Source organism: Vibrio sp. SCSIO 43137, from assembly GCF_028201475.1.
In the GTDB taxonomy this organism is placed as follows: domain Bacteria; phylum Pseudomonadota; class Gammaproteobacteria; order Enterobacterales; family Vibrionaceae; genus Vibrio.
Genome location: NZ_CP116383.1, coordinates 2,901,068 through 2,927,630, shown reverse-complemented (window position 1 = coordinate 2,927,630; position 26,563 = coordinate 2,901,068). Strand labels below are relative to the sequence as shown.

19 protein-coding genes and 1 tRNA gene are annotated in these 26,563 nt (G+C 45.6%); 8 read left to right on the top strand and 12 right to left on the bottom strand.

Going from position 1 to position 26,563, the window contains the following annotated elements; genetic code table 11:
• Positions 1-141: 141 nt before the first annotated feature.
• The 4 genes from hutI (at position 142) to hutH (ending at position 5,679) form a co-directional block, all read left to right on the top strand.
• Positions 142-1,377 carry an imidazolonepropionase gene (gene hutI, locus PK654_RS13680; RefSeq protein WP_271696414.1) on the top strand — a complete coding sequence of 412 codons (1,236 nt, stop codon included), beginning with the start codon at positions 142-144 and terminating at the stop codon, positions 1,375-1,377.
• The gene (gene hutG / locus PK654_RS13675; RefSeq protein WP_271696413.1) at positions 1,370-2,377 is read left to right on the top strand and encodes a formimidoylglutamase; all 1,008 of its coding nucleotides are present in this window, start codon (positions 1,370-1,372) and stop codon (positions 2,375-2,377) included. The genes hutI and hutG overlap by 8 nt, the downstream gene beginning before the upstream one ends.
• A gap of 63 nt (positions 2,378-2,440) precedes the next feature.
• The gene (gene hutU / locus PK654_RS13670) at positions 2,441-4,123 is read left to right on the top strand and encodes a urocanate hydratase (protein ID WP_271696412.1); all 1,683 of its coding nucleotides are present in this window, start codon (positions 2,441-2,443) and stop codon (positions 4,121-4,123) included.
• 14 nt (positions 4,124-4,137) lie between these two features.
• Positions 4,138-5,679: a histidine ammonia-lyase gene (gene hutH / locus PK654_RS13665; RefSeq protein ID WP_271696411.1), complete on the top strand. Its 1,542-nt coding sequence runs from the start codon at positions 4,138-4,140 to the stop codon at positions 5,677-5,679.
• A 209-nt stretch (positions 5,680-5,888) separates the two neighbouring features.
• On the opposite strand, the gene PK654_RS13660 is transcribed toward hutH, so the two are convergent.
• The 5 genes from PK654_RS13660 to PK654_RS13640 form a co-directional block, all read right to left on the bottom strand.
• The gene (locus PK654_RS13660; RefSeq protein WP_271696410.1) at positions 5,889-7,658 is read right to left on the bottom strand and encodes a lysophospholipid acyltransferase family protein; all 1,770 of its coding nucleotides are present in this window, start codon (positions 7,656-7,658) and stop codon (positions 5,889-5,891) included.
• 557 nt (positions 7,659-8,215) lie between these two features.
• Complete coding sequence (locus tag PK654_RS13655; RefSeq protein WP_271696409.1) at positions 8,216-8,581, bottom strand: PilZ domain-containing protein; 366 nt, start codon at positions 8,579-8,581, stop codon at positions 8,216-8,218.
• 481 nt (positions 8,582-9,062) lie between these two features.
• Positions 9,063-10,445, bottom strand: coding sequence for a methyl-accepting chemotaxis protein (locus tag PK654_RS13650; RefSeq protein ID WP_271696408.1), 1,383 nt, complete (start codon positions 10,443-10,445; stop codon positions 9,063-9,065).
• A gap of 570 nt (positions 10,446-11,015) precedes the next feature.
• Positions 11,016-12,209: an NnrS family protein gene (locus PK654_RS13645; protein WP_271696406.1), complete on the bottom strand. Its 1,194-nt coding sequence runs from the start codon at positions 12,207-12,209 to the stop codon at positions 11,016-11,018.
• A gap of 38 nt (positions 12,210-12,247) precedes the next feature.
• Positions 12,248-12,688 carry an RrF2 family transcriptional regulator gene (locus tag PK654_RS13640; protein WP_271696404.1) on the bottom strand — a complete coding sequence of 147 codons (441 nt, stop codon included), beginning with the start codon at positions 12,686-12,688 and terminating at the stop codon, positions 12,248-12,250.
• 247 nt (positions 12,689-12,935) lie between these two features.
• On the opposite strand from PK654_RS13640, the gene PK654_RS13635 reads away from it, so the two are divergent.
• Entirely contained in the window at positions 12,936-13,808 is an 873-nt protein-coding gene (locus PK654_RS13635) for a substrate-binding periplasmic protein (RefSeq protein ID WP_271696403.1), read from the top strand.
• Positions 13,809-13,831: 23 nt separating this feature from the next.
• Here the strand turns inward: PK654_RS13635 and PK654_RS13630 are convergent, their stop codons facing one another.
• Together PK654_RS13630 and PK654_RS13625 are read right to left on the bottom strand one after the other, a co-directional pair.
• Positions 13,832-14,443 (bottom strand): DUF2913 family protein, encoded by a 612-nt coding sequence (locus PK654_RS13630; protein ID WP_271696402.1) that lies wholly within the window; start codon positions 14,441-14,443, stop codon positions 13,832-13,834.
• Positions 14,444-14,460: 17 nt separating this feature from the next.
• Positions 14,461-14,545: transfer RNA gene (locus PK654_RS13625), tRNA-Leu, on the bottom strand.
• A gap of 330 nt (positions 14,546-14,875) precedes the next feature.
• Here PK654_RS13625 and PK654_RS13620 point away from each other — a divergent pair.
• On the top strand, positions 14,876-16,666 hold the full coding sequence (locus PK654_RS13620; protein ID WP_271696401.1) for a putative bifunctional diguanylate cyclase/phosphodiesterase: 1,791 nt from the start codon (positions 14,876-14,878) through the stop codon (positions 16,664-16,666).
• On the opposite strand, the gene PK654_RS13615 is transcribed toward PK654_RS13620, so the two are convergent.
• Together PK654_RS13615 and PK654_RS13610 are read right to left on the bottom strand one after the other, a co-directional pair.
• A complete protein-coding gene (locus PK654_RS13615; RefSeq protein ID WP_271696400.1) occupies positions 16,667-18,766 on the bottom strand; it encodes a sensor histidine kinase in 2,100 nt (699 codons plus the stop codon).
• A 217-nt stretch (positions 18,767-18,983) separates the two neighbouring features.
• Entirely contained in the window at positions 18,984-20,270 is a 1,287-nt protein-coding gene (locus PK654_RS13610) for a sodium-dependent transporter (protein ID WP_443088752.1), read from the bottom strand.
• 747 nt (positions 20,271-21,017) lie between these two features.
• On the opposite strand from PK654_RS13610, the gene PK654_RS13605 reads away from it, so the two are divergent.
• The gene (locus PK654_RS13605) at positions 21,018-22,319 is read left to right on the top strand and encodes a sensor domain-containing diguanylate cyclase (protein ID WP_271696397.1); all 1,302 of its coding nucleotides are present in this window, start codon (positions 21,018-21,020) and stop codon (positions 22,317-22,319) included.
• A gap of 12 nt (positions 22,320-22,331) precedes the next feature.
• On the opposite strand, the gene PK654_RS13600 is transcribed toward PK654_RS13605, so the two are convergent.
• Both PK654_RS13600 and PK654_RS13595 read right to left on the bottom strand, forming a co-directional pair.
• Positions 22,332-23,723, bottom strand: coding sequence for a DUF1501 domain-containing protein (locus tag PK654_RS13600; RefSeq protein ID WP_271696396.1), 1,392 nt, complete (start codon positions 23,721-23,723; stop codon positions 22,332-22,334).
• Positions 23,724-23,727: 4 nt separating this feature from the next.
• Entirely contained in the window at positions 23,728-25,605 is a 1,878-nt protein-coding gene (locus PK654_RS13595; protein ID WP_271696395.1) for a DUF1800 family protein, read from the bottom strand.
• A gap of 223 nt (positions 25,606-25,828) precedes the next feature.
• Here PK654_RS13595 and PK654_RS13590 point away from each other — a divergent pair, with 223 nt between their 5' ends.
• Positions 25,829-26,095: a DUF5062 family protein gene (locus PK654_RS13590; protein ID WP_271696394.1), complete on the top strand. Its 267-nt coding sequence runs from the start codon at positions 25,829-25,831 to the stop codon at positions 26,093-26,095.
• Positions 26,096-26,135: 40 nt separating this feature from the next.
• Here the strand turns inward: PK654_RS13590 and PK654_RS13585 are convergent, their stop codons facing one another.
• The gene (locus PK654_RS13585; protein WP_271696393.1) at positions 26,136-26,561 is read right to left on the bottom strand and encodes a GNAT family N-acetyltransferase; all 426 of its coding nucleotides are present in this window, start codon (positions 26,559-26,561) and stop codon (positions 26,136-26,138) included.
• Positions 26,562-26,563: the final 2 nt, after the last annotated feature.

Below are 26,563 nucleotides of genomic sequence, written 5' to 3'. Positions count from 1 at the left end.
AATATTTAGCTGATTGCGGTTTCTACTGTGTCAGCTTTGTCTGATTCTCTACTTTTGATCACATTTTCATAACACTATTCTTGCCTGTGAACTATACTTGCTTTAATTGTATATACAATAAAGTCGTTCACGGAAGAGTGTATGAATCTTGTACTGGAAAATGCCCGTCTGGTGACCATGCAGCCAGGTGCAAAAGGGTATCAGGTGACAGAGCCGATGCAGGTTCTGATTTCAGAAGGACGAATCGAAACCATAGATCCAGAGTCATCTGAAGATAAACCGGCACTGTATACCTTTTTCGCGGATCAGCCCTATGTACATCTGGATTGCAGCGACAAGCTGATTACTCCCGGTCTTATTGATTGTCATACCCACCTTATCTACGCCGGTAACCGTGCTGAAGAGTTTGAACAGCGTCTGAAGGGGCACTCTTATCAGGAAATTGCCCGTCGCGGTGGTGGCATTTTATCTACGGTTAATGCAACCCGGAATGCAACGATAGAACAGCTGGTGGATCTGACTCAGCCAAGGCTTGACGCTTTGATGGCCGGAGGAGTGACGACTGTTGAGATTAAATCCGGTTATGGCCTGAGTGTGCCGGAAGAGCTGAAGATGCTTAGGGCTGCTAAGCGGCTGGAAGCCAACAACGATATCAAGATAAGCACCACACTGCTTGGCGCCCATGCTTTGCCGCCTGAGTATCAGGGAAGGGCCGATGAATACATTGAGTATGTCTGTGACAAGATGATTCCACTTGCAGCTGGTGAAGGCTTGGTTGATAGCGTGGATGTGTTCTGCGAAGGCATCGGCTTTAATTTGCAACAGACAGAGCAGGTGTTTATTGCGGCAGAAAACCACGGTCTTGCCATCAAAGGTCATACTGAACAGCTCAGTGATCTGGGTGGCAGTGCACTGGCGGCTCAGTATGGAGCACTCTCCGTTGATCATATTGAATATCTCGATGAAGCAGGAGTTCAGGCTCTGGCTGAATCCGGTACCGTTGCAACCCTGTTACCGGGCGCCTTTTACTTTCTTAATGAAGTGCAAAAACCGCCTATTGAACTGCTAAGACAGTACAGCGTGCCTATGGCACTGGCGACGGATCATAACCCCGGAACTTCACCTTTTACGGATTTAGGCCTGATGATGAATATGGCCTGTACTCTGTTCAGGCTGACTCCGGAAGAGGCCTTGCGCGGAGTGACTGCTCATGCCGCTCAGGCGTTGGGAGTTCAGGAAACCAGAGGACAGATTAAACAAGGCTTCGAAGCTGATCTGGCGATCTGGAATATCGAACATCCTGCGGATCTCAGTTATCAGGTCGGTATGTCTAAGCTGGCATGCAGGGTGATTAACGGTGAGGTGTGTGATGCGTGATCGTAAGGCTCCGTTTGTATGGAGCGGACGTGACGATAAAGAGGATGGTGAGTTAGGTAAGCGGGTTCACCATATTGTCCGTCACTGTCATATTGACGAACTTAAACAGACTTCTGCTGATGTCTGCCTGCTGGGATTTGAATGCGATGCCGGAGTTAAAAGAAACAAAGGCAGAACAGGCGCACGTCAGGCACCGGATCTTATTCGTACCGCACTGGCTAATATGGCCTGGCACACTAATAGCCAGATAGTTGACCTTGGCAATAGTCTTTGTGATAACGAAGAACTGGAGCAGAGCCAGCAGGCTTGCGCCGGAATAATAACTAAGGCGCTAAAACAGGCTCCTGTAATCACTCTGGGAGGCGGCCATGAAGTGGCGTGGGCCTCTTTTCAGGGGCTAGCTGGCGCGATAGATAAAGAGCAACCACCAGTTATCGGCATTATTAATTTTGATGCCCATTTTGACTTGCGTAGCTTTAACAGCGATGAGCACCCTATTGCTCCAAGTTCCGGAACGCCTTTCTATCAGGTTGCTGAGTACTGCCGGAACAATAACTGGCCGTTTCATTACGCTTGTCTGGGAGTAAGCCGGCCTTCTAATACGGCCAGTCTGTTTAACCGGGCAGATAAGCTTAATGTCTGGTACGTGGAAGATAACGATCTCACCTTTCAAAAGACAGAACAACATAGCCTCAGTCTGAGCCGCTTTATGCAGCAGTGCGACCTGATTTATCTCACCATTGATCTGGATGTGTTCCCGGCAGCGACAGCTCCCGGAGTGAGTGCTCCGGCAGCCAGAGGAGTCAGCTATGAGGCGATAGCGCCTCTGCTGCAACAAATTCTTGAGCAAAACCAGAAGTTGGTTCTGGCGGATATAGCCGAATATAACCCCGAATTTGATATCGATAATCAGACTGCAAGGCTGGCAGCCCGTTTGTGCTGGGATATTGCCAATAGCCTGTCTGATTCAACGGCAATTAACAAGTTGTCAGGTGAATAGTCTGGCAAAAAACACGGGCCGGTCAGAACAGAGCCCGGAAATAACCAATAAAGGAACATAGAAATGACGGAAACAAACCCTCGTCTTGATGAGAATCGTACTGTACGGGCTGCCAAAGGCAGCGAGCTAACCGCGAAATCATGGCTGACTGAAGCGCCACTACGTATGCTGATGAACAACCTTGACCCTGATGTGGCTGAGCACCCTCATGCGCTGGTGGTATACGGTGGAATTGGTCGTGCAGCAAGAAACTGGCAGTGTTACGACAAAATTGTCGAGGTGCTGGAAAGGTTGGAAGAGGATGAGACACTGCTGGTTCAGTCCGGTAAACCTGTCGGGGTGTTTCCGACCCACAAAAATGCACCAAGAGTACTGATTGCTAACTCAAACCTTGTTCCTCACTGGGCAAACTGGGAGCACTTTAACGAGCTGGATAAGCAGGGACTGATGATGTATGGCCAGATGACGGCCGGTTCATGGATCTATATCGGCTCTCAGGGCATTGTTCAGGGCACTTACGAAACCTTTGTTTCTGTGGCTAAAAAGCACTTTAACGGAGAGAGTAAAGGGCGCTGGATCCTTACCGGCGGACTGGGCGGCATGGGTGGTGCGCAGCCACTGGCAGCGACCATGGCGGGTTTCTCAATGCTGGCGGTAGAGTGTGATGAATCCCGTATCGATTACCGCCTGAGAACAGGTTATGTCGATAAGAAAGCAACATCACTGGATGAAGCTCTAGCTATTATTGAGAACTCAGAGACTCCTGTTTCGGTTGGTTTGCTTGGCAATGCGGCTGATATTTTCCCTGAACTGGTTGAACGTGGCGTTACTCCGGACGTTGTTACCGATCAGACATCAGCACATGATCCACTAAACGGCTACCTGCCAAAAGGCTGGAGCATGGAAAAAGCGGCTGAGCTGCGTTTAACGGATGAAGCGGGTGTAGTGAAAGCGGCTAAACAGTCGATGGCCATACAGGTTAAGGCGATGCTGGCACTTCAGGAGAGTGGCGCAGCAACGCTGGATTACGGCAACAATATCCGTCAGATGGCGCTGGAAGAAGGCGTCGAAAATGCCTTTGATTTCCCGGGCTTTGTTCCCGCTTATATCCGTCCTCTGTTCTGTGAAGGTATTGGTCCTTTCCGCTGGGCAGCCTTGTCCGGTGATCCTGAGGATATTTATAAAACCGATCAGAAAGTAAAAGAGCTGATCCCTGATAATCCGCACCTGCATAACTGGTTGGATATGGCGCGTGAGCGTATTCAGTTTCAGGGCGTACCGGCGCGAATCTGCTGGGTGGGTCTGAAAGATCGTGCCCGTTTAGGTCTGGCGTTTAACGAGATGGTGAAGAATGGCGAACTGAAAGCGCCGGTGGTAATCGGGCGTGACCATCTGGATTCAGGTTCTGTTGCCAGCCCGAACCGTGAAACGGAAGGTATGATGGATGGTTCAGATGCCGTATCTGACTGGCCGCTGCTGAATGCCATGCTTAACACGGCTGGCGGGGCAACCTGGGTTTCTCTGCACCACGGTGGTGGTGTGGGAATGGGCTTCTCTCAACACTCTGGCATGGTTATTTGCTGTGATGGCAGCGATGATGCGGCAGAACGTATCGGACGCGTGCTGCATAACGATCCGGCAACAGGCGTAATGCGTCATGCTGATGCCGGTTACGATATCGCTAAACAGTGTGCCAAAGAGCAGGGGCTGGATTTGCCAATGCTTAATGATGAATTAAAAGCCTAAGTCAGTATCAGGAAATGAATAATATGATTAATCTACAACTTAACCCCGGCCAATTGTCTTTGTCTGAGCTACGCAGTATCAGCCGCGCTCCGGTCAATCTGTCACTTAACCCTGATGCTATTGCCGATATAGAAGCCAGTACTCAGGTGGTTGAACAGGTGATCGCTGAAGAACGTACCGTATATGGTATTAATACCGGCTTTGGCTTGCTGGCAAACACCAAGATAGCCCCCGACGATCTGGAAACGCTGCAGAAAAGTATTGTTCTTTCTCATGCGGCCGGCATCGGCAAATATATGGCCGATGAAACCGTTCGCCTGATGATGGTGCTAAAGATCAATAGCCTGTCCCGCGGCTTTTCCGGTATCCGTCTGGAGGTGATTCAGGCGTTGATGGATCTGGTTAACTCACAGGTCTACCCATGTGTTCCGCAAAAGGGATCCGTGGGTGCCTCCGGCGATCTGGCTCCTCTTGCTCATATGAGTACAGTGCTGCTGGGCGAAGGGCATGCACGCCACAACGGTAAGATTATTTCCGGTCTGGAAGCACTTAAAATTGCCGGTCTTGAGCCAATTACACTGGCACCGAAAGAAGGGCTTGCTCTGCTAAATGGAACGCAGGCGTCAACGGCATTTGCCCTTGAAGGTCTGTTTGAAGCGGAGGATCTGTTTGCTTCCGCAGTGGTTTGCGGTGCTATGTCAGTAGAGGCGGCACTGGGAAGCCGCAGACCATTTGACCCACGTATTCACCGCGTTCGTGGTCACCGCAGTCAGGTTGATGCTGCGACGGTCTACCGTCACCTACTTGATCATAGCAGTGAGATTTGCGAATCCCATGTTAACTGTGAAAAGGTACAAGATCCTTATTCACTGCGTTGTCAGCCACAGGTGATGGGTGCCTGTCTGCAACAGATCCGAAACGCTGCCGAAATCTTACGGGTTGAAGCGAACTCGGTGTCCGATAACCCGCTGGTATTTGCTGAAGATGGTGACATTATTTCTGGTGGTAACTTCCACGCAGAACCGGTTGCCATGGCAGCGGATAATCTGGCTCTTGCCATTGCAGAAATCGGCAGTTTGTCTGAAAGACGAATGGCCTTACTGATTGACAGTGCACTGAGTAAGTTACCGCCATTCCTTGTTGATAATGGCGGTGTGAACTCTGGTTATATGATTGCTCAGGTAACCTCGGCAGCATTGGCCAGTGAGAACAAAACGCTGGCTCACCCTGCGTCTGTTGATAGTTTGCCGACATCGGCCAATCAGGAAGACCATGTCTCTATGGCGACTTTCGCGGCACGCAGGCTGAGGGATATGTCGGAAAACACCCGTGGAATTCTGGCGGTGGAATACCTCTCAGCGGCACAAGGGCTGGATTTCCGTTCGCCAAACAAATCTTCAGAAAGAATTGAGAAAGCTAAGGCAATTCTGAGGGAAGAAGTACCTTTCTACGATAAAGACAGATATTTTGCACCGGATATTGAGAAAGCCAATCAGCTTCTTAAGCAGGCGGTTCACAATGTTCTGATGCCTGAGCATATTTTGTGTAGTTACTAACGTCTGCCATTGAGCAATCGGTTAAAAAAGAAGCCCCGTAATCATTTTGGTTCGGGGCTTAATCTTTTTGTATTTTGCCTCTGACATTAGGCTGATATCGATAAACAAACCCTCCGCGTCAGGGATGACGCGGCGGAGCCCCATGGACGGGTTTACGCGTGTTTGTGTTCGATGTCTGCCTAAGTGAGCTCCTATTCAGAACAAGAGCCTTAACTTTCTACTCCATGGCTTTGCAGGTATTCAGTTGCTTGTTCTGCACCCATATAGCGCCCCAGAGTTTTTCGCGGTACCTTTTTCAGGTTAACCACAATTAGCCCGTCCAGAGCATCGTTAAAAGCAGGGTCGACATTAAAACAGACCAGTTTCCCGTTTAGTCCCAGATACTGTCTGAGCAAAACCGGAACACCCTTACCTTTATCCAGTCTGGCAATAACACGGGAGAGTAACTGAAGATCACCGAGTGCTGTCAGCAGGCTGGTATTCCATGATGTATTTCTGCTTGGCAGTGGGTTGGAAGCCTTCACACAGTCAGCGGTTTCTGCGTCGTAGTGGTGAAGGGTCATGGTTTCTGCCAGAAGCTGTCTTGCTTCGTGGCTATAGTCATTACTGATACTGACCGGACCAAATAGGTGACTATAGTGCGGATTATGGTGAACATAGGTGGCAATACCTTTCCAGAGCAGTAGCAGGGCACTCATGCTGCGCTGATACTCTTCTGCAATAACAGAGCGTCCCATTTCAATAGCTTTGCCACCGTTCATCTTATCAATAAAGCGTTTGTCGTAGTGGAACAGGGTTGTGGAATAGAGACCGTTAAGGCCCTGAGTTTCGGTTATGTTATCTACCAAGCCAAGCCTGTACGCACCGACAAGACGCTGATTTTTACGATCCCAGATAAATAATTGCAGATAGGTTTTATCAAAGTCATCCAGATCAAGCGCTTCACCGGTGCCTTCTCCCACTTTTCTGAAGTTGCTTTCCCTCAGCCGGCCGATTTCATGCATAACCGCAGGGATCTTTTCAGAGCGGGTGCAGTAAACCTCAAATTCATTGCTCACCAGCAACTGATCTTCTGCAGCCAGTTGATCGATCTCATCCAGCACCTGCTGTAACGGCAGTGCGTCAGCAACGGCGGTTTCGCCTGAACCATCTGATATCTGACTAAGCTGCTCTTCTGCTGTTGAGTTAAGCAGATAAGTATTTAACCTGAGGTAGTTAACCAGCTTTTTGTCATCCAGCTTATTAACTTCTTTAAATTTAATCTGGTCACCAATAGCAATAGAAATTGGCTGATCATGCTTATTCAGAAGCTCCCGCCCAAGCATCAGGGTGCGCAACATAGGATGGATTTTTTCTGCCAGATAGAAACGTTTAGAGTTCTGACCATTAATAAACATAGGCACAGTAACGGCCTTGTTTTTTCTGATCAGGGAACTAACAGAACGGCTCCACTCTTTGTCTTCCAACTTACCCTGCTTTCTGTCAACCAGTTGCGAGACTTCACCGGCAGGAAACATCAGCAGCAGCCCGCCGTCAGCCAGATGTTTGTTTGCTGCCCTGAGTGCCTTCATATTGGCACGCACGGCTCCGGCTCCTTCAAAAACATCAACACCGATAAACAGCTCATCCAGTTCCGGCAGGGTTTTAAGGTAATGGTTGGCAAGTATCTGAACGTCACTGCGTACAGTCAGCAGCATTTCCGCCAGAATAACACCTTCTACTCCGCCAAGGGGGTGGTTAGCGACGATAACAGTAGGACCTTCCTGCGGAACCTGATTAAGCGATCCGCGCATTACTTGATAGTCAATGCCCAGCACTTCTAAAGTGAAGCGGAGAAATGCTTGGGTATCACATCCTGCCGGACGCTGGGCATAAAGCTTATCTAGCGTGCTTAATCCGGTTGCCCACTCTGCAATAGACTCCCCTAAGCCGAATGGTGTTTTTCTTGGTAGTCGAAAAGGGCTAACATTTTGCTGCATATTTACCTCGGAATATTGTCCATAAACCCCAAAAGTTGCTGTCAGCTTGGTCATTCAATATGAGATTGAGATGAACAAATGGTGATATTTATATGACACTGATTTAAAGGATTTGTTTTATTATACCCAAGTAACCTCAAGATACTTATTCAGCGAGAATATATTGGCTTCTGATCAAGGCACTGATTTGAAGCCATAGTCATTCTACGGTAAGAATCAGTAACACAAAGCAGGAGCCAATATAACTCGCCCTTCGGGAGCGCATCAAGATGCCCATTTCTGTGTCAGATAACTTTGAAAGGGAGTGGCCATTCCTACAGTTATCTTCCTTGAACTGAACATCTTGATGCAGCTCTGAATCCTGCATCTTGAAGTCACTTGGGTATATTTAGAAGTGACCTTAGAAAGGGGATTTATATTGCGCAGGTCAGAAGAAAAATTGTCTGGTCGGGACAGTTATTACAATTCAGTAGAAACAAAACAGCCTTCTGAATAGGTCAGAAGGCTGTGTATATGGAGTCAATCAGGATTCTTTAGCGAGCGCCATCTCTTTTTGCTTATTGAAAAAAACCGGGATATTTTTTTCGGATATAGAGCTGCTCTTTAGTCATGCGTTTCAGATCCGGGCCTTTAATCAGTTGGGCCACCAGTTCAGAATCATCCTCCAGACGAAGTACCTTACCTTTTATCTCGATCTCTTCACCATCGTGAAAACGAATGGTACCCGAAATAGTCACACCTCTGGAAACCGGATGTGAGTTGGTAAACAGGATCCGGGTACCTTGCTCTGATATTTCACAGACCCAGTAATCATGACCCAGAACCTTAGCTCTTGGTCGTTCATTTTTTGGATACCTCAGCCTGAAAAATTGCCTTCTCTGGATGGGATCGTCATGTTCCATAATCTGATTAATTATTTTCATAGAATTTACGCCGATGCTATCACATTTGTACTGTTAGTCGCCAAAGGATTCATACAAACTCGTCTAACACGCTAATCTTTTTGACTTAGTTATTTAAAGCAAAATCCAGACCAGAAATAACAAAGAGTGCGATTTGTTAAGCTATCTAGTTGCCGGAGTTAGCTTTCTGCCTAAGCAACATATTCAATATCAGGATTTTGTTTAGCTTTTCTTTTTTTGTCTCGGGCTTTGAATTGGCTGGCTTCTCAATTTTATTCTTATTTTGCGAACCGGGAGTAGCCTGTATTTTATCTGAGTTGTCCGTTTCAGCAGAGATTGAAACTCCACAAATTAACAGCAGTGAAAGTAATGGTATTAGCAGTTTCATATCTGTCCCGAATCAATAGCAGCGTGATTCTATGCTGACAGATAAGTAGTTAAGTTTTGGTTTCCGGGAGAAACTTGTGCCGGCGTATGACTGCCGGCACAGGGGAGAGTATGGTTAAGTTTTTAGCCCTTTCATAAGCTCTTCCAGAGCGGCCGTTTGCTTATTCAGTTGCTCAATTTCGCTGGCGGACTGAGTCACCATATCGGCAACCTGAACAGACTGAACACGAACCTGTTCAACATCACTGGCGATACAGTCAGAAACCACACCTTGCTCTTCGGCAGCCGCTGCGATTTCAGTACTGCGGTCAGAGATAAACTGGTTCTTATCAGAGATCATACCGATATCCTGACTGACGGAGTTCATCATCTGTTCACTTACCCGGGCATTTTCTACTGTCTGCTGAGTCATTTTAAGCAGGCACTGGCTGTTTGATTGTAGTGACTCAATCAACTGCTGGATCTCTACTGTTGCCTGTTGAGTTCTGCCCGCCAGAGTACGGACTTCATCAGCAACGACAGCAAAGCCACGCCCTTGCTCGCCAGCACGGGCTGCTTCAATAGCGGCATTCAGGGCGAGCAGGTTAGTTTGTTCAGAAATGGCATTAATGGTTGAAACCATTTCGTTGATCTGAATAGCGTTCTGATCCAACTCGCTTACCGCACTCGCTGCAGAGTTAATTTCGCTGCTTAGCTGGTTGATGGTTGTAAGGGTAGAGGTTACCTGCTCAAGACCAGTTGATGATATTTCAGTCGCTTCCTGAGTCTGGGAAGAGGTGTCATGGGCATGGGTTGCGACTTCGCGAATAGAGTGAACCATCTGTTGAGTCGCGCTGACCAGAGAGTCGATACGTTCTTGTTGCTGCCCTGCCAGTAGTTCATTTTCCTGACTGCGTTGCTGCAGTCCTGAACTGATCTGCTGAACCAGAGCAACCGCTTGCTGGGTTGCCTTCACCAGATTATGTTCACGTTCGCACACCCTGTCTATGGTCTGGGCAATCAGGTTAAAGTCGTTACGGGCTGGTGCATAGCCAATTCTTGCCGTTAAATCACCATCTTCCAGCCTTTTAAGAGCCATATACATCTCGTATAGCGCACCGCCCATAAAGGTCATGATGTAATAGAGACAAAGGCCGATAAACACCAGAGCTCCGGCAATCAGTGATAGTTGAGTAACAGATAAAGCGCTAAACAGACCGGGCTGAGGCTTAATGGTCAGGTTGTTAGTTACAGAACTCTCTGGTGCTAGTTCATAGTTACTTGTACTCAGGATCTGAGAAAGTCTGTTTTCTGGTAAATCAGCTGCCTTGATAAGAGCAGAAATGGTCTGTTGTTCCTGCTCAAGCAGTGTCATTTTCTGCTGATCAGCAGCACTGTTTAGTGCCATCGAGACAATAACCATCGCCAGTAGCGGGGCAAAAAACAGGATCATAAAATTTTCCTGAATTTTTACATTAACGAGATACTTATCTATCCAGCGAAAGGCAACTTTCTTCATTCTCACAGCCCTCTGAGTGAAATTTTTCAAACCAGTCATTTTAAGGGCAGAGAATAACGAGAGCTAATAATAAGAATATTTATCCGGTCAATGTGGGAAGGCCATCAATGCTTCAAACAAATAGGTTAACAAGATAAAGGCATAAAAAATAATTTTTCAAAATTACTGGCCAGATCAAAGTATTTAAATTATTTGCATAATAATACCTGTTTCTCATTCTGTGAGCTTATAGGAAAGGTGTTTATTGCGGTTATTTATCTGCCTCTAATGATTGTTTGAAGTGGATAAGCTATAAAATAAAAAATCCGCAAAATAAACTAAGTTATCTGCGGACTTTTCTGTCTGATATGGAGTGATTAAAAACTACTCCTCAGATTCACTCTTTTCTTGTTCCTGCTCTTTTTTCTTATCTTCTGGCTCACTTCCGCCACATTGGCCACAACAGCTCATAATAATCTCCGGTTTAATGGTTATGTAAAACAACTTAAGGTGTGTTTGTTACCTATATACCCAAGTCATCTCAATATGCAGCGCTAAATTGTGTATGTTGAGGTTACTTGAGTATGTCAGTCAATTCACTCTGGACTTGATTAGTATCGGCAAATAAATGACGACAAAGCAGCCGTAGGCTAGCGTCCAGAAAACGACCGCCAGTAGTAGCACTAAGCTGTAGTCATCCATAAAGTAAAGGTCGAAAACCCGCACAAGAAATGAAATCAGAATGGCAGCGAAGGCAGCCGTCATTACTTTGCCCACCACGATAACACGGCCTGTATGCCCCAGTGATACGCGGGAAATCATTGATAAAATCATGGTTGCCATGGCACCTACAGTCAGAGTATGAATAGCCTGACTATGGCTGACCAAAGTAGTGACTTCTGAGAGAGCGTACATTAGCAATCCAGCCACTATGCTCCAGTAACTCAGATGAAGAGACCAGACTAAAGGTGTCTTAAAGGTTACCCATATTTTCCAGCGAAATGCTCTGACAGCATGAACAATAGCGGCAAAGGCGAACAGAGAGGCGATAATAGGTTTTGCTAACGGAACGACTCCTGAGCCAGCAACAACCGCAGCTAAAATGGCGATAAATGACAATTTTTCCAGTAACGGGATGGAATCAACTCGTGTTGTTCTTGTTCCGTTGGCGGTAAACATAGGAAACACCCTGCCGCCCATAATACACATAACAAGAGTGACCAAAAGTACCATAAAGCTGCTGGCACTGTTCATTATCAGATAGTTATTTTCCACGACACTGTAATGAGTAGCGGTATTGCTGAGAGCCATAACCAGAAGAATGGGTATAAACAGCAGGTTGCGCCATAGCTTTGCTTTGATAATCGGGTAGGCCAGAGCCGTTGCTGCCAATGGCAAAAATGCCAGATCGATTGCTGCAATTAGCGGTGCTGGCAGAGTTTCCGGGAAGAAAAAAGCGATCCTTGCCGATAACCAGACAAGCACCAGCCCTAATAACCACCGGCCGTTAAGCCCACGAATACCACTCCAGTTTTGTACGGCAGTTAACAAGAACCCGACAATAATAGCGGCGGCAAATCCAAACAGCATTTCATGCATATGCCACCAGAGAATTCCGCCATACAAGTTTACAACGAGTTTACCTGATAGCGCGCCGTTCCAGACCCACAAACTTAAGATACTGAATATTGCGCCCAACAGAAAAAAAGGCCGGAAAGCAAACTGCAGAAATGGCAGTGAGTTATCAGTTGAAACTTTTTTCTTGGCATCCGAAATTTTAATCATATCGCTGTCCGGTTCTCATTGTGCCGCGTGGTAAGGGGTTATTGGCTAATTGCCAACAGGTCAGTCAGCGGCTGTTTATTTTGTCCGCCAGTTAAATCACTGAGGGTGTATTGATCCAGTGCCTGAAAAAAGCACTCTTGAGCTTGTGCGAATATCTGCTTGAGTTGGCAGTTTGGCGTGATGACACATTGATTGTCCTGACCAAAGCACTCAACAAGCTTGTTTTTATTTTCCAGCTGGCGGACTAGCTGGCCGATATTGATGTCACTTGCCGGACGTTCCAGCTTTAAGCCACCGTTCTTTCCTCTGATAGCGAGTAGATATCCTTGCTGATTTAGTTGCTGAACAATTTTCATCAGGTGGTTTTTAGATATTTCATAACTCTGAGCAATTTCATTAATGGTGCTCAGCCTGTTGTTATTGATTGCTAAAAAGATCAGCACCCGTAATGAGTAGTCTGTGTATCGGGTGATATGCATACGGAAGCCTCTGCCTTAAAGATGCATTTATTTTGCATCTTTAAGGTTTCTTGTAAACACTATTGTCAATAAAGAGAATTGTTCTTTTATTAAGCTATTGTTTAATTTGATCTTATTGTTTGGACAAAGTGGACTAATTATGAGATCTAAATCATATGAATAGCGTACGGTTTACGGGTTTACTCGTTAAAAATCTATCCGGAGAAGATATACTATGCGTATCTTTTAACGTAACAGGAGTCAGGGTTTGGCTGGTATTATTTTTAGTCTCTTACAGGCCTTCCTGAATGTGTTTTTCCGGACAGAGAATAAAGTGCGTCTGTTGTCCGGTTTCTGCCTTATGCTTTGTCTGTTTTTTGTTTCCGGTGGAGTGTCGAATAAGGCATATGCGCAAGAGCAGCAGCTTAATCAACTAAACTATTACGCCAATATCTATCCGCCATATAGCTTTATTGAAAATGGCGAATATAAGGGAGTATCGATAGATCTCTTGTTAAGGGCGGTAGCACTATCTGGAGAAAAAATAGCGGGCGAAAATATCCATTTTCAACCTTGGGCAAGGGCGCTATACACCGTGGAAAATCATAACAATAGTGTATTGATGACTATAGCCCGCACAGCTGAAAGAGAAGACCGGTTTCAGTGGGTTGGCCCTGTGGTAGATACCCGGTTTGTATTAATTGCTAAGAAGTCTTCAGGGATAAAGTTAACTAACGAAAGTGATCTGAAGAAATACACCATTGGTGCAATTATCAATGATATTAGTGAAAAGCTGTTAATGGAAAAAGGTGTTACCAGCGACAAGATTTATCACGGTAACTCAGGCGAAGCGCTGGCAAAAATGTTGCAGTTTGACCGGGTTCAGCTGTGGGCATTTGAAGAAAAAGTTGCCCTTTGGTCGATGCATAAATTGGCGATGCATATCAGTGATTATGAAGTTGTAATGGAGCTGGGCTCTCTTGCTTTTTACTACGCATTTAATAAAAACTCTGATGTTGAAAGCGTACAGAAGCTTCAATCTGCAATTGATCAACTAAAGCAGAAAAGTGACGGCGAAACCCTCAGCGAGTTTGATAAAATTTTATTAAATTATCCGCACTGGAAAGAAAAATGGCAGTAAGCGCCGGTATTAGCTGCTCACTCCTAGTCTGAAAGGTTTTTGTCCAGATTAAACCTGACAAAGGCTTCATCATCGTAAAGAGGCTGATAATTAAAGGTATTGAACTTATAGACCGCAGTAGCCAGTGAAGAACGTTCAAACAGAGAAACTTTTGCCAGAAAGGTAATGGGTTTGAGCATCTTACCCTGTGATGAAAAGTGACTGTTAAGGTCATGGCTTAACACGCAAATAAAGCTTTTGCCATCACGATAGTTCAGATCCACCTCTTCAGGGGTGGATATCATCACCGTGGTACCCAGGCTGGTCTCAATAGAACGGATCAGCAGAAGGTACTCTTCCAGATCAGTAGATTTAATTTCGTCATGATAGTTAATCAGTTCAAGCAACATACTTTCCAGATCAACGTTTGTTCCCTGTGTGTGTTGCAGTAAGGTTTTCAGTTTTTTCTTTAAAAGCTTGTACTGATTGGAACGGGACTGTTTTTTAATCCAGTCCTGAATTATCTGATTGCATTCGGAAAGGGAAAGAGCAGTTTTCTTATTCAGTTTTTGAAATTCAAGGTGCAGAAGTCCGCTCAGGGCAAGTTGCCTGAGAAGAATATGACGCTTTTCTTCCTGAGATAAGAGTGATTTCAAACTTTTAAGTAATGTTATGGTGCCGAGAGAGGGACTTGAACCCTCACACCCTAAGGCACTAGCACCTCATGCTAGCGTGTCTACCAATTTCACCATCTCGGCATACTTGTTGATTACAGAAGAGTTACCCTTTCAGCTTGCCTGAATCCGTTTGCAAATGGTAAGCCGCTGACTGTGAGCCAGCCTATGCCTGCAATAACTCTGTGTTGCTGCGCAGGGATGATAACGACATCCTGAAGCGTTGTACAGTATAACAACCGACAAGCGGCGCTTTTTGTTTCATTTATGTAAGCTTAAGATTTTATTACTGTTTGTATTTTGTTCTGATCGAACAAAGAGTGCACAGCTTTTGCAAATAGTTGTTTCAATCCCTCTTGTTATGAAATAACCTATGCGACTAATTTTATTGATAAAAAAGGCGTTAAAGCGAGTATGCTTGATATCTTGTTGGAAGTGGTAGGGGCAATCCTAACAACATTTATCTTTTATACCATTTTTTCAGGAACCCGGTACGCGTATATCCGTGAGCAACCGGGGGTAAATTACGTAGTGATAGGGTTTGGATTACTTCTGTTTAGTTCTATTCTGGACATAACAGACAATTTTCCTGCATTAAATGATTATCTGATTATTGGTGATACAGAGCTTCAGGCCTTTCTTGAAAAAGCGGTAGGCAGAACGTTAGGGCTGCTATTTTTGTTTCGTGGCGTCAGTTTATGGATTCCGAGTCTCCAGGAGTTGGTGAATGCCCGCCAGTCTCTTAATACTCTGGCGCTGGAGCTGGATGCCCGTGTACAGAGTCGTTCACTGGAGCTGGAGCACAGTAACCAGAACCTGAAGCATGAAATTATCGAGCGCAAACGTATTGAGCAGCAACTTAAGCATCAGTTGATGCATGACAACCTAACCGGAATACCTAACCGGTTTGCTTTAATTGAGTTTCTTGAACAAGAGCTAAAGGAGCTGGAGAAGCACAGACATGTCAGCGCAATTTTGTTTCTCGATTTAGATAATTTTAAGCAGATCAATGATCTGTACGGACACGGGGTAGGTGACTCTGTGCTGAAAATTGTTGCGAATCGCCTTAATCAACTGTGTCAGTCTGAACTGCAGTTTATCGGACGCCTTGCCGGTGATGAGTTTGTTATTGTCATGAGTCAGCTTGACCCTGACTCAGTAACAGCGACAAATGTAGCCAATCAGAAAGCCCATCAAATATTAACTGTGCTTAGTGAACCTATGTCGGTTTTAGATCAGCAGCTAAAAATATCAGCTTCTATTGGGATAAAACTGTTTTGCCATAGCAAAAAAGAGACGGTGTACGATCTGCTCAGGCAGGCTGATACGGCCATGTACCATATTAAGGAAAAAGAGAAGAAGAAGGGCGGTTTCAGTATCTTCCATGAAGAGATGCAGAATGTGGTCAGAGACCGCGCCATTATGGTCAGAGAACTTAATCAGGCTCTGGAGCATAAGCAGCTTTACTTACAATATCAGCCTCAGGTTACCAGCGACGGAGAAGTGTCCGGCGTTGAAGCGCTGTTGCGCTGGGAGCACCCCGGCGGCAAAGTTATTCGCCCTGATATTTTTATTCCTGTAGCGGAAGAGTCTGGTTTAATCGATAAAATCGGCCGCTATGTTTTGCATCTCGCCCTTGATGAATGTAGCCGTCTGATGGCAGATTCGAATAGAGAAAACCGCTTAAAAATAGCGGTAAACATCAGCCCGAGTCATTTTCTTCAATCAGATTTTGTTAATCAGGTAGAAGAGATCATGCAGATGTATGCTCTGGACAACTGCCAGTTGGTTCTGGAGATTACAGAAAGTGTGGTTATTCAGGATATAGATGATATTTCTGAAAAAATGGATCAGTTACATAAGTTAGGTGTGGCTATTTCTCTGGATGACTTCGGAACAGGCTACTCTTCTCTTAGTTATATCAATAAATTGCCGTTTGATACCTTAAAAATAGACCGCTCTTTTATTAAAGACGTCAATATTAATGCCAACGATGCGGCTATTGTAGAGGCTATTCTTGCTATGACATCATCACTGGGAGTGGGTGTCATTGCAGAAGGTGTTGAGACGGATGAACAGATACAGTTTCTGCAGCAGCGTGGCTGCAAACGGTATCAGGGATTTAAGTTTGCCCGCCCGTCGGCTCTTGATGAGATAAAGGCGTTTGTTTTAAACCATTCAGATGAAAGCATATTAACTGTCTGATTAAGCTTGCGCTTCCGCCCGGGGAAACGGTATCTGTAAAGTGAAACGTGTGCCTTCTCCGGGTGTACTATCTAAAGAGATGGACCCTTTCAGCTTTTGAGTAATAAGGTTATAGGTGATATGCATTCCCAGCCCGATACCTCCCTGACCCCGGCGAGTAGTGAAAAAGGGTTCAAATACCCTGGCTGCGGTCTCTTTGTCCATTCCTTTACCGTTATCAGCATAGGTTATGCGGATAATATTATTACTCTCCTCTTTAATAGAGATGATGATCAACCGCTGTTGCTCGCCTGAGAATGCGTGGTTAATTGAGTTCATTATCAGGTTATTCATTATCTGGGAAAGAATTCCGGGATAGCTGTCAACTAAGATATTTTTGGCAGAGGATATTTCCACATTAACGGCTGCCTGCTCTAAATTGAGTTTCAGTGAATGTGTTATCAGGCTCATATAGTCAGACAGGTTAAATACCCGGGGTTGCTCAACGGACTGATCGGCTGAGACTTGTTTAAAGCTTTCAATCAGTTCTTTGGTCCGGTTCAGATTAAATTCCATGATCTCCGCAACATCATCCACGCTTTGCAGAAAATCGTCCATGGCCTCTTTCGTCAGCGTACTGGCATCCAGCTGTTTCTTAATATTCAGATACTGCTCACTAAGCACAGACGTGGCAGTGACGCATACGCCAACCGGTGTATTGATCTCGTGCGCAATGCCGGTGACCAACTGCCCCAGAGCAGCGTTTTTTTCCATCTCGATTAATTGGTTCTGCGTCTCCTGCAACTCTTCCAGAACCTGAGTGATCTTGTTATTTTTTTGCTTTAACTCGTAGGTCCGTTCGCTGACTTTTTGTTCCAGGTAGTTGTTGAGTTCGTTGATCTCTTTTTGTTGTTCCAGCAGTACGCTGTTATTTTTCTCTATCTGAACCGTGTAGTCATTAATGTTGTCATAGACGCTGTTCAGCATTTTTATCACTGGAGATAACTCTCTGACGGTTTTTTCATTAATGCGTTTTACCCTGATGTGGTTTGAATCACCTTCGAACGAGACTGATGCGCTGATCTCATCAATTAACTCACTAAGCGGAGAGAACAACCTGTTGAGGGTATAGGCCAGACCAAAAAGAAAAACCACCAACAAGACACCGCTTAGCAACAGGTTTACTCTGGTGTATTCATTAATTGGTCCCATATAGTCGCTGTCAGGAAGGAACACGCCTAACACCAAATTTTGTTTGGTTAAGCGGAAATAGACCACACCAGACTGACCGTTAAACTCGATCTGCTCCAGCTTATCGACCTGATTGTCCGCGACGGCATTTAGTACTTTGCTGCCCCAGTGATTTTCTGTCACTGGCTGAAGGTGTAATTGCGGAGCGTCAGGAAAAGAGAGATAGAGTCTGCTTACGCTATTAATGAGAAATGAAGAGGCGTTTTCAGTGAACTCAATACTCTCCACCACATCGGCAAGGTGATGTATCGCCCAATCGACAGTAGCAACGCCAATCTTATCTCCGTCATTATCAAGCACCGGGCTGGTAACGGTCACCATTAGGGCTTCGGTACCGGCATCGTCGTAATATGGCTTGCTCCAGTAGACTGTTTTGTCATTCTTTTTATTGTTCTGAAACGCAATTTTGTACCAATTATGGTTGTGGTAATCGTACTCTGCATTACTGAGATCCCAGGTAAAAACAATATCGTCCCCTTGCTTATGGACATAAGGGCCAAACCAGCGTAAGTCAGGTTTAAAAAGGTAGGGTTCAAACCAGATGCCGCCGCCAATACTGTTTTCATTTCTCCGGAATACGCTGGTGAGATGACTTTTCATCATCTGTTCGGTGGCATCAATACTGTATTGATCCTGCTTGATTTGATACATCTCAGAAGCAAACAGAGCCAGATCGAGAGAGGCTTGTTCCATCTCATGAATTAATTGGTTTATTTTGTACTGTCCCAGTTCTACAGAAGTGCGGACCTGTTTTTCCTGAAGAGAGATCAGAGAGCTTTTCAGCATCAGTTGATTGAGTACTATCGCCACTGCTCCGGCGCCTATGCCAAATAAGGTTACAAACAGAAGAATTCGTTTTTTTATCCCCATACTCAGGCTGCCCGCAGTTTTGTTTCCTGATTAGACAAACTATCTACCAAATAAAAGTGTAGCAGGTATCTGGTACAGGGCTTTGAACAGGCGGGTATTTTTACATTCGGCTAAAGAGAGGTGTTAGTGTGGCAGGTACACTGGCAGAAGTGATTTTTATCCCTTAATGAAAACAGAATGCAGGCCTATTATCAGCCTGCACTCTGAGTGTCATTGGTCAGGCAAAAAAGACCAGTAACATTAATAACGGACAGACAAGGCGTACATAGTAAGGCCATATCTTCCAGAACAGGCTCTGCTCAATGTCAGGATAGCCCTGACGAAGTTCATTCAGCAGACTATTGCGGTTCCATACCCAGCCAACCAATAAAGCAAAACAGAGGCCCAGCAAAGGCTGAGCGTAAACCGTAGTTAGCTGGATAACTAAGCCAAACAGCTGTTCAAAGTTAACAATAATAACCGCTGAGCAGATAGTGATAATACCTGCAATCCAGAGTACCGCAGTACTTCGTTTCTGGTTCAGCTGCTCTATGGCGCAAGAGACAGGCACCTCAAGCATAGAAATGGATGAAGTAAGTGCCGCAATGATCATCAGTAAAAAGAAAATCAGGCTGGCAAAGGTACCAAGGGTTCCCATTGTCTCAAACATGCTTGGCAGAACGGTAAACACCAGAGTATCAGAGCTCAGCAGTTCACCGCTGGCAGAGAAGATCTCCACCCCATTATGTCGGGCGACATACATAGCCGGAAGTATCAGCAGTCCGGCACAAACTGCCACTCCTGTATCTATCAGGGCAACCTGAGCCGCTGTTTTAGGGATATTAACCTCTTTGCTCAGGTAAGAGCCATAAACCATAATGGCACATACGCCGAGAGAGAGGGAGAAGAACGACTGACCCAGAGCATTAACCAGTAGTTCCGGGGTCATAGCAGAGAAATCAGGGATCAGGTACATCTTCAGCCCTTCCATTGCGCCTTGCTGAGTAAAGATGTAGCAGATCAGCAGGCCAAACAGAACAAAAAGCATTGGCATCAAACGGGTAGACCACTTTTCTATACCGTTATGCACACCACTTCGTACAACATAAACCGTCATGGATATAAAGATAACCATAAGCAGAAGGTTACGGACTTCTCCAAAGCTGTTTACCCACTGAGCTGCATTATGCATACCAATAAGTTCAAAGCCACTTCCGGCAAATGCACCTACCAGCCAACCCGCTACAATGGCGTAGAAAGAGAGAATTAAAGAAACCACCGTCATACCCAATAGTCCCAGCAGAACCGAGATACTTTTAGGTCTCTTGAGTACAGACTGAACTGAACGAATTGGATTGGATTGACCGTAACGGCCAATGGTGAGTTCCGCCACCAGCATTGGATAAGCGAGCAGGCAGATCATTGCCAGATAAACGAACAGAAATACTGCACCACCATTACTTGCTGCCTGAGTGGGGAATCCCCAGATATTTCCGAGACCAACGGCTGAGCCTGCCGCTGCCATAATAAAACCAAATTTAGAAGAGAACTGAGCTCTTGAGCTACTCGCCATAAAAATACCGGATTGAATCTTTGTTGTCTGAACCCGCTTTAGATGGTGTGTAAATATTTAATTACACTTTGATCTTAGGTGGGTTGTTGTTTGAGGCTGCAAAGTAAATCATAACTTAAGTATAATTTGAAGAGGAATGATCTGTTTTAAATTTGCGATGTGGTGAAAGATTCTGCTGTTTGATGCTTGTGTGTTGATTAAATGCTAATTTGGTGTTTGGTTTTGGTTGTTAAATCTGCTGTCTTATCTGCGTTATTCCCCTCTCTTAACTTAGTACAGCCCAGACTAAATGCCTCTCTCCTTTTTTGATTTTATCCTTCTGATAATTAAAGAATTGTTATGTGTTGTCTCGTTGAAAGTTAATATTTTCCTATATCTCTTCGGTGGTTGTGATGGGCTAAGGGTGTGAATAAACTGTTATCAGGGTTGGGCGGGGAGCAGAAGCAATACCTTTAATGGATTAACAAAAAAAGTTGTGAAAAATTGAGTTGCAAGGGTTTCAAAGTTCCCTTTTGCCATGAATTAGCCATATACCAGCGTCAGACAGGGGAAAAAAACATCACAATTGCAGTTCTTTATGGAAAAGCATGGGCAAACTTCTAAGATTTAAGATAGGTCATTAGAAATGTCTGAGGGGAACGACTCCCTGTTTTTCCTACTTAACCTGTTTATCGCAAAATGGGGTTCAGCGGAGGAAGTATGAGTAAAGATGAACGAGATAGCGCTCGGTTAAGCGAGGAGAACCATCGCTTACGCTTTACTCTGGAGCACGTTGGTGCTTATGTATTTACTAAGGATACAAAGGGGCGCTATACCTATGCCAACGATATGGTTTGCGAGCTTTTCGGCCAGCGTCTTGAACGGGTAATCGGCTGTACTGATGAAAAGTTCTTTGATCTCACCTTATCTGATGAATTGCGACAAAACGATCTACGTGTTCTCAATCATGGAGAGAAAATAGAGAACGAAGAGAGAAATATTATTGCCGAAACCGGCGAAGAACGTTTTTACTGGTCAGTTAAGGTACCCATTAGGGATGAGCAGGGAAAGGTGACAGGATTGTGCGGTATCTCTACGGATATTACTGAGCGCCGTGCTCTTGAGCGTGAGCTTGAAGAGCAGAAAAACCTGTTCAGTCTGGTTCTGGAAAACATGGATGCCTTTGTTTATATGAAAGACAGACAGCGCCGTTATCTGTATGTCAATGAGAAGGTTGCAAATTTATACCAGTTACCCGTTGATGCCATTGTAGGTCAGTTAGAAGAGGAGTTGTTTCCCCGGGAGGCTGCGGAGTTTGCAGAGCTGGATCAGGCGGTCATCAATAAGGGGGAGAAGGTAGCTGGTGAAGAGGTCGTTTACGGGCCGGACGGAAAAGCCAGTTATTTCTGGTCCATTAAGATGCCCCTGATAAAACGGGGAAGAGTCGAAGGACTAATAGGCTTTTCTACTGATATCACTGAAGTTATCGAATTAAAAAATAAGTTCCATAAACTGGCACGCATAGACAACCTGACGGGCGTTCTTACCCGTGGTTTTATGATCGATTATGCCGAGCAGGAGTTAAAAAGGTCTCAGCGCAGGGATAGCCGTCTGGCGGTTATTTTGATCGATATTGATAACCTTAAACAGATTAACGACACATACGGGCATACGTTTGGTGATAAGTATATCGTGACCATTGTCGATGCCTGCAAGCAGACATTGCGTGAAAGTGACATTATGGGAAGGCTGGGCGGAGATGAGTTTACTGTGGTGGTAGGTGATGTTGACGGAGCCGGTATGGCCGCCGCCGCTGAGCGATTTCAGAGTGCCGTGAACGCCACTACTATACAGGCGCCGGATGGTAGTAAGTTGTCCCCTTCTATCAGTATCGGCGCGACAATTTCTGTGGAGTCGAGCACCATCGACAGTTTGATTGCAGAAGCAGATATTGCTCTTTATAAGGCAAAAGAAAAAGGGCGCGGCTGCTGGTGTACAACATCCGCGTCTAAAGAGAAGTAGACCCTAATGAGTTTAACTTTTAATTAAACCCAACGGAGCATCTGTGCGGGTTTGGTAATCGTAAAAGTTGGCCAGATTTGGCAATACCGATCCTAACTGACCTCTGGCTAGCCCGAACCACATCAGAAGCTCAGCATAAAGCTCGTCAGTTGAAGTTGTTGGTATCAGTACCCCGTTGCCAATATCCAGTGGATTGGCGTTACCTAGCTCAAGGGAAGGATATTGCCCAAAAATCCGTCCGCCATTGACTTCAGAGCCCATAACGATGGCGTGGCCACCCCAGCCGTGGTCTGAACCATTGCCGTTTGAGGTTAGGGTCCGGCCAAAGTCTGAACCTACAAGAGTGACAACTTCGTCAGCTACTCCCTGTTCTTCAAGGGCTTTTTGAAATGAACCCAGTGCATCGTCGAGTACCGTCAGCATGTTTGCGTGGGTCTTTAGTAGTTCGCTGTGGTGATCCCAGCCAATGTAACGAACAAAGAAGGTCTGCTGTTCTGTCCCCAGTCTGGATTTTGCTGAGATAGTTTTGGCGACCATCTCCAGCTGTTTACTGAGCGGAGTATTGTCGAACGCTGTTGTCAGGTTAGTTCCGGCCAGTGCAGAAGAGAATTTTTCATGCTGTTTCTGAGCGTACTTTACACTGCCGGTATAGGTATCGAGGAAGTCATTATTGTGTACCTTCTCCAACAGAGACTCAAAACCACGCAACAGTTCCTGATTGAGTGCCCGCGTAGCAGGATTATTGCTCTCTTTGGCTTTAAGACCGACACTACCTTTCTCCGTAATGGCGTATTGCGTGCTTTTCACCCCACTTTGCAAAATATTACTGCCAGCCAGAGAGATGTTCATTGAAATACCCTCAGCAGCTTTTTCAGGCTGAAGAATATCAGCCACTTTACCGAACAGGCCAGTATTGGTTCTGACTCCCGGATTGGCGGTCTGCCAGTGTTTAAACTGATCGGAATGAGACATAAGGCCAAGGGGAACCGGCTTGCTGCCCGCTCTGAACTCATTTCTGTCGATTGGGGTAACCATAGGCGCCACGTTGGCGACAAAAGCGAGATCTTTCTGGTTAAACAGACGCTGTACATTTGGCAGGCTTGGATGTAATCCGTACTCAAGGTTTGAGAGGGGAAGAAGGCTATTTTTCGCCAACGCCAGATTATTGCGGGAGTTGCTGTAGTGCTGATAAGCGGAAGATGCCGTGGGAATAAGAGTGTTAAAGGCATCGTTACCGCCATCCAGCATAATATAGACTAAGGCTTTACTTTTACTGCGGGAAACCGGGGAGGGCTTAGCAGAACTGCCGGCTCCTTTGCAGCCAGCCAGAAGAAAACTGCTTCCCAGCATCGCTATACCTGACGTTATTACAAACTCACGGCGGGTTAAGTGATGGTTTTTCATCTGATTAGCTCCATTTTCCGAGAACTGTAAACTGAGGTGAAGCGGCGATCATAAAGATGACCGTCTGAACGATCCAGTTGCGCTGAACCGGGCTGGTGACATCATAGTTTTGTGTTGCATCCAGAATGGCTTGTTCATTGCTGCTATTGATTTGACCGGTCAGGATAAGAGAAATGCGTTCAATCAATTTACTGTGATCGGCTCTGTTAGCAGCCAGCGCCAGTTCAGCCGTAAGATCCAGCTTTAACTTATCATCGGTATTTCTTAATAGTTCATCTGCATTGAGTTCCGGAACGGTCGAACTGCTACCAAGTTCTGTTGTCACCAGTGGCATGGCATTACCAAATAGCCAGTCATACAGCATATTGGCGTAGCTGATAGAGGTGTGAGCATCAACCAGTTCAAATTCAGGTGCCACTTTATTGCTCTGTTCAATATCGCCGTGTGGCGCAAAGTCAGGTTTATAGAAGTTAAATACCGTTGGTGACGAAAGAGGGTGATGGTGCAGAGCCTGTTTTAAATCACTTCCAATTAACCATAACCGACCGGAATCATTTCTGACTTTAAAGGCTTTTAACAACTGAGTTACCCTAAGTGTAGGTGACTTAAGTTTCTCAATATTGCCATTAATATGAGCACCGCTACTGACAGTGACTGGATTCGTCAGCGGATACTCCAATAAGGTGCGAATCGCCTCTTTCAGATTGCCCTGACTGCCAAATGCAGTGGCAACAGCCTGAACATAAGCGGGGGTAGGATTTGATGTCACCATTTGCTGTATCAGCTTGGTCGCGATAAAAGGGGCAGTACTTGAGTGGGCAACCAGTTTGGTGACTGCGTCCTCTATTTCAGCCGTAGCGCTCTGACCGGCGGCTAACGTTATCGCTAGATTTGGTAGCGTTTTGCTTCCTTGGTCGTGGAAGCTATCTTCGGTGATCATCTGGGAAACCATGTCTACATACGGCACCATCTTATAGATCCTAGGAACGCTATCATCCAGTGCAATAGCCCGGCCGTTTTCTACCGAGAAATCAAACCTGTCGGTACCACTCCCCAGCTCGACAGGCCATTCGTAAAGATAACTTCTGGCTTTAATACCGGTAAAGACCCGCGCCAGTTGCTGTATATCTTGGTTATTGTAAGTCGGGATATCTTTACCATTGCTGTCTTTCTTACGGCTGCCGTCCTGATTAAGCTGATAAAGACCAATAGTGAACAGTTGCAATATCTCACGCGCATAGTTCTCGTCTGGGTGAATATTCTGTGCGGTGACCTCTTTGCGGTTATTTATATGAGTCAGATAAACACCCATGCATGGATGCAGAGAAACCTCAGTCAGCAGATCTTTGTAACTGCCGAGAGCGTGTTTGTAGAGCAGATCGTAGTAGCTTGCCATCCCTTCGGCATTGTTTTCCAGAATGGAGTTGTCAGAGATAACCAGAATTTCACTAAGTGCCTGAGCAACCCGGTGACGAACCATGCTATCTGCATCTCTCTCAATCGCGGAGACCTTTTCGGTTTCAGTAATAGCATCGGTGCCGCTGACGGTAATTGATGAGTTATGACAAAGTGTCCGGTGCCACCAAGCCATGCGGAAGTAGTAGTTATACGGCAGCGCAGGATTGTTGCCTTTTCCGTTTATATTGGCTTCAGAAAATTTATCAATAAATAACTGGCGAAACCCCTTGTTCCCGCTGGCACCGCGCCAGATATCTCTGGTCTTTTTCAGAAAAGAGTCGTCACTGGCGACGGTATGATTGAGCTGAGCTGTCAGCCAGACAGAGATTCCGTCCGTGGATACTTTTTTTATGGTATCGAAGTCCGCCCCTAGGGTCGCCTGCATCAGAAAGCGGGCACTTTTCTCATCATCAGTAGTTAGCATAGTTACACCTTAAACCGGGCAGTAGTGACTTCTGTTGAGGGAACACTAGCTGCTTAAAATATCCATGCAGAGCTTACTGAGCAGTTGGTTATTTTTTCGTTAGCATTTTTGTGCAAGCCAAGACGATAAGATAAAGCTTTGAATTATTTCCCTTTCACATTGCTATCAGACAGAAAGCAGCGCATATTAATAAAACAAAACTGAAATGGATGTGGAGTAACAGATGTCGAAAACAAGCAAAATCCTTAATGAAGATAAGCTGTTGAAGAAAGCACTAGCCGTTGGTGGCCAGATGGCCAAGATGCAGGGGTTTGAACTGTTTGATAAAAATACAGCCATGCCAGTGAAAGCAAAAGCTCTCTACCTGTTTTTGGTGGAAGTCAATCAGATAACCCCTCTGCCAGCCGATAAGCTGGATGGTGCCAATATCAAGAAACGACTGGCATTATGGATTCATAACGCCCTGCCGGATGATGACCCGCTGAAGTAGATTCGTTACTGGCGTTGGATAAGGGGCGTCAATTTTTTGCTTAGCGCTGCTCACGTATCATGGTTTTTATCTGGTAGCCGGCATCCCGGTATTTTTCACATCGCTGTTGAAGAAATGCCGGGTATTCGCAACCAGCAATCTCTCTAAAGCCAATCTGTTTATAAAATTCTGCCGCTTCTGTCAAAGGCATACAGTAGGCGGTTTTTTCATTTAATACCGGCTCAATAAGTTTGAGCAGGCGGGAGCCGATTCCCTGACGCTGAAAGGAGCTGTCAACGTACATACCACGCAGAATGGTGACACTGTGGATCAACTCCACTTTGACCGAGCCTATGACTTTTCCCCTGTTCAGACAAACAAATGCACGTTCAGTCTCAGACCAGTTGCTGTGATATCCCTGTTGCTGGTAGAAATTATCAATTTCTGTCTTTAGTGAAAGCTCTGCTTCAGTGAGTTCAACGTCCACTT